We start from the raw sequence: 1,294 nt of genomic DNA, 5'->3' as shown, positions 1-1,294 counted from the left end.
AAAGATCCAGCGGCGACCCCGGTCGATGGTGTGGACGCGGAGTTGGTCGGCCGGCTGGTCGAGCAGGCCCGCGCAGCGGGCCTGCAGTTGACCGGCGATGGCGGTCTGCTCCAGCAGCTCACGAAGCGGGTGATCGAGGCCGCTCTGGACGGTGAGATCACCGACCACCTCGGCTACGACAAAGGCGACCCGGCGGGTAACAACGGCGGGAACTCACGCAACGGGGCTCGCGGCAAGACCGTCCTGACGGAGGTCGGCCCGGTCGAGCTCGCCGTGCCCCGCGATCGTGAGGGCAGTTTCGAGCCGCGGATCGTCCGCAAGCGCCAGCGTCGCCTGACCGGGGTCGAAGACATGGTGATCTCGTTGTCAGCTAAGGGATTGACGACCGGGGAGATCGCCGCACACCTGGCTGAGGTGTATGGCGCGGACGTGTCCCGACAGACGATCTCCACGATCACCGACAAGGTCATCGAGGGGATGCTCGAGTGGCAGAACCGGCCCCTGGACGCGGTCTATCCGGTGATCTTCCTCGACGCCGTCCACGTGAAGATCCGCGACGGGAAGGTCGCGAACCGGCCGATCTACGTCGCCCTCGCCGTCACCGTCGACGGAACCCGAGACATCCTCGGGCTGTGGGCCGGTGACGGTGGCGAGGGCGCGAAGTTCTGGCTGCAAGTGTTGACCGAGCTCAAGAATCGTGGTGTCGAGGACGCGTGCATGGTCGTCTGCGACGGGTTGAAAGGCCTGCCCGACGCCATCGGCCAGGTCTGGCCTCTCGCGGTAGTGCAGACCTGCGTGATCCACCTGCTGCGGGCCTCGTTCCGGTATGCCGGCCGGCAGCACTGGGACGCCATCGCGAAGGCGTTGCGGCCCGTCTATACCGCGCCGACCGAGGCCGCGGCGCAGGCCCGCTTCGACGAGTTCGCCGAGGTTTGGGGCGGCAGGTATCCGGCGATCGTGAGGCTGTGGACCAACGCCTGGCCGGAGTTCGTGCCGTTCCTCGCGTTCAACGCCGAGATCCGCACCGTGGTCTGCTCCACGAACGCGATCGAGAGCGTGAACGCCCGGATCCGTCGGGCTGTCCGCGCCCGCGGGCATTTCCCGAACGAGGCGGCCGCGCTCAAGTGTGTCTACCTCGCGGTCATGAGCCTGGACCCGACCGGGCAAGGCCGCCGGCGCTGGACGATGCGCTGGAAACCCGCGTTGAACGCCTTCGAGATGGCCTTCGAAGGCCGACTCGCCGCAGCCCGCAAGTAGTCCTCAACAGCCTGGGTTACACCGTTTTCTTGACAGA

At 67.2% G+C, this 1,294-nt stretch carries 1 protein-coding gene; it reads left to right on the top strand.

All coding sequences use genetic code 11. The features are described from left to right. Positions 1-30 precede the first annotated feature (30 nt). Complete coding sequence (locus Asi02nite_RS41195; RefSeq protein ID WP_203719473.1) at positions 31-1,257, top strand: IS256 family transposase; 1,227 nt, start codon at positions 31-33, stop codon at positions 1,255-1,257. Positions 1,258-1,294 lie beyond the last annotated feature (37 nt).

Origin of the sequence: Asanoa siamensis (assembly GCF_016862555.1) — a bacterium.
GTDB classification, from domain to species: domain Bacteria; phylum Actinomycetota; class Actinomycetes; order Mycobacteriales; family Micromonosporaceae; genus Asanoa; species Asanoa siamensis.
Note: the sequence above shows the minus strand (reverse complement) of the source record. Positions and strands in the feature narration are given on the sequence as shown.